Source organism: Amycolatopsis sp. NPDC003676 (genome assembly GCF_053587275.1).
The window spans coordinates 1-3,185 of record NZ_JBSFNS010000225.1 but is presented as its reverse complement, the minus strand read 5'-3'; the positions used below and the strand labels follow the sequence as shown (position 1 = coordinate 3,185).

At 65.4% G+C, this 3,185-nt stretch carries 2 protein-coding genes; one reads left to right on the top strand and one right to left on the bottom strand.

The window, feature by feature from the left end; translation table 11 throughout:
* On the bottom strand, positions 1-1,353 hold a 1,353-nt coding region (locus ACWDNU_RS44980), incomplete at its 3' end, for a peptide ABC transporter substrate-binding protein (RefSeq protein ID WP_449673350.1).
* A 389-nt stretch (positions 1,354-1,742) separates the two neighbouring features.
* On the opposite strand from ACWDNU_RS44980, the gene ACWDNU_RS44975 reads away from it, so the two are divergent.
* Positions 1,743-3,185, top strand: a 1,443-nt coding sequence (locus ACWDNU_RS44975) for an acetate--CoA ligase (RefSeq protein ID WP_449673349.1), incomplete at its 3' end; no start/stop codon positions are given.

Here is a 3,185-nt window from a genome sequence, read left to right as displayed (position 1 = left end):
GCTGTAGTACTGCGAGGACAGGAACTGCATCATCGTCGGGTAGTCGCCCTGCCAGCCGTAGCGGAAGGCGGTGCCGATGGTCTTGGCGTTCACCGCGTCACGCACGTTCTTGAACGTGGGCACCGGGTTGGCCACCGCGTCGATCCCGAGGGTGTTCTTCACACTGTTGGCCACGGCCTCGATCCAGGCCTGGTGACCGCCGTCGGAGTTGTAGGTGATCGTGTACTTGCCCGACCACGGCGAGATCGCGTCGGCCTGCGCCCACAGCTTCTTGGCCTGGTCGGGGTTGTAGTCGAACACTTCCGAGCCCGGCAGGTTGCCGTCGAAGCCAGGCAGCGTCGATGCGGTGAAATCGCGCGCGGGAATGCGCAATCCGTTGAAGATCTTGTCGATGATCTGCGGGCGGTTGATCGCCATCGAGATCGCCTTGCGGCGCAGCACGCCTTCCTCGCCGGCGAAGTGCGGCACGCTGGTCTGGATGCCGATGTGCTGGTTCTGCGCGGTCGGCTTGGTGATCGCGCGGTCGCCCAGGTCGCTCTTGTAGGAGGTCAGCGCGCTGTCGGGAATGGTGTCGAGGGTGTCGAGATTGCCCGCCTGCAGATCGGCGTAGGCGGTGTCGAAGGACTGGTACATGACGAACCGCAGGCCCTTGTTCTTGGCCGGGCGGCCGCCGGGGTAATCCGGGTTGGGGGTCAAGTCGATCTTGACGTTGTGCTCCCACGAGCCGAAGGCGTAGGGGCCGTTGCCGATCGGCTTCTCGCCGAAGGCCTTCATGTCTTTGAAGGCGGCGTCGGGCAGCGGATAGAACGGCGCGTAGCCCAGCGCGCTCTCGAAATCGATCGAGGGGGATTTGAGTTCGACGGTGAAAGTGCGGTCGTCGACCACCTTCAGGCCCGACATCGTCTGCGCCTTGGGCTGTTCGGCATTCACCTCGTCGAATCCGACAATGGGGGTGAACACGTAACTCTGCAGCTGGGCATTGGAGGCGAGCGCGCCGTAGTTCCACGCGTCGACGAAGGACTTGGCGGTCACCGTGGTGCCGTCGGTGAACTTCCAGTTCGGCTTGATGGTGATCCGGTACGACTTGCGATCGACGGTCTCGATCTTCTCCGCCATCTCGTCGTGCGCCTCACCGGTGGCGTCGTAGTACTTCAGCCCGGCGAACAAACGGTCGACGACGCGACCGCCCATGTTCTCGTTGGTGTTGGTCGGTACCAACGGATTCTGCGGTTCCCCCGCGTTGGTGGTGACAATGCTCGCGTCGGCACTGTCGTCGGACGAGCACGCGGTCAGGCCGAGGCTTGTGGCCGCCAGGCCCGCTGCGATCAGCGCGGTCGCTCTGATGAATCTCAACGCTCTCTCCCGGTTCGATTCCCGTGGCATAACGCTCGGAGGTTAGCCACTTCGGCCCGGTTTTTCAGTGAACCGAGCCTTTTTCGCTTCACATGTATCAGTACGGTTACTCGACGGAAACGCAGGAAAAAATGCCGAGCCCCTCATGCTCGGCAGAAAAAAATGAACAATTCTCGGAACCATCAGCTGAACGGTTGATTTAAAACGATAGCCCGCGACCGGCCGGTCTGTCCGCGAAGTCATCGGATGAACCGGCCCCGATTGACCATGCCGAAACCTGGCCGACACAACGCCGACGACAGCGCGACCGGGTTGACTACGCTCGAGGGAGCAGGGGTGAGCCCCGCGCGACCGACCCGACCGCACCAGGCATGTGAGGCTGATTCGACATGACCGAAACCGCTGCAGGACACCAGGATTCGTATCCCCCGAGCGCGGAGTTCGCCGCCTCCGCCAACGCGGGCGCCGACCTCTACGAGCGCGGCGAGACCGACCGTGACGGCTTCTGGGCCGAGCAGGCGCACCGCCTGCACTGGCACACGCCCTTCACCCAGGTACTGGACTGGAGCGACGCCCCGGTCGCGCGCTGGTTCGCCGACGGCGAGCTCAATGTCGCCTACAACTGCGTCGACCGCCACGTCATCGACGGGCACGGCGACCAGGTCGCCATCCACTGGGAAGGCGAACCCGGCGACTCGCGCGACATCACCTATCGCGAACTGCTCGAGGAAGTCTCGCGCGCGGCCAACGCGTTCACCGCGCTCGGCCTCGAAGCGGGTGATCGCGTGGCGATCTACCTGCCGATGGTGCCCGAGGCGATCGTCTCGATGCTGGCCTGCGCCCGGCTCGGGCTGACCCACTCGGTGGTGTTCGCCGGTTTCTCCCCGACGGCCCTGCGGCAGCGCGTCGACGACGCCGAGGCCCGGCTGATCATCACCACCGACGGACAGTGGCGGCGCGGCAAGCCCGCCCCGCTCAAGGAGGCCGTCGACGAGGCGCTCGCGGCCAAGGGCGATGTGCCGTCCTCGGTGGAGCACGTGCTCGTCGTGCGCCGGGTCGGCACCGAGGTGCCGTGGACCGATGGGCGCGACCTGTGGTGGCACGAAACCGTCGGCAACGCTTCGCCGTCCCATGAGGCGCAGGCCTTCCCCGCCGAACACCCCCTCTTCATCCTCTACACCTCCGGCACCACCGGAAAGCCCAAGGGCATCCTGCACACCACCGGCGGCTACCTCACCCAAGCCGCCTACACCCACCACAACGTCTTCGACCACAAAGCAGGCACCGACGTCTACTGGTGCACCGCCGACATCGGCTGGGTCACCGGACACAGCTACATCGTCTACGGACCACTGGCCAACCGCGCCACCCAGGTCGTCTACGAAGGCACCCCCAACTCCCCCACTGAACACCGCCACTTCGAGATCATCGAGAAGTACGGCGTCACCATCTACTACACCGCCCCCACCCTGATCCGCACCTTCATGAAGTGGGGCCGTGAGATCCCGGACGCCCACAACCTGACCACCCTGCGCCTGCTCGGCTCCGTCGGCGAACCCATCAACCCCGAAGCCTGGCGCTGGTACCGCGACGTCATCGGCGCCAACACCACCCCCATCGTCGACACCTGGTGGCAAACCGAAACCGGCGCCATCATGATCTCGCCCCTGCCCGGCGTCACCGACACCAAGCCGGGCGCGGCCACCGCACCGCTGCCCGGTATCTCGGCGAAGGTCGTCGACGACGACGGCACCCCGCTGGGCAACGACGCCTCGGGCCTGCTCGTGCTGGATCAGCCGTGGCCGTCGATGCTGCGCGGCATCTGGAACGAC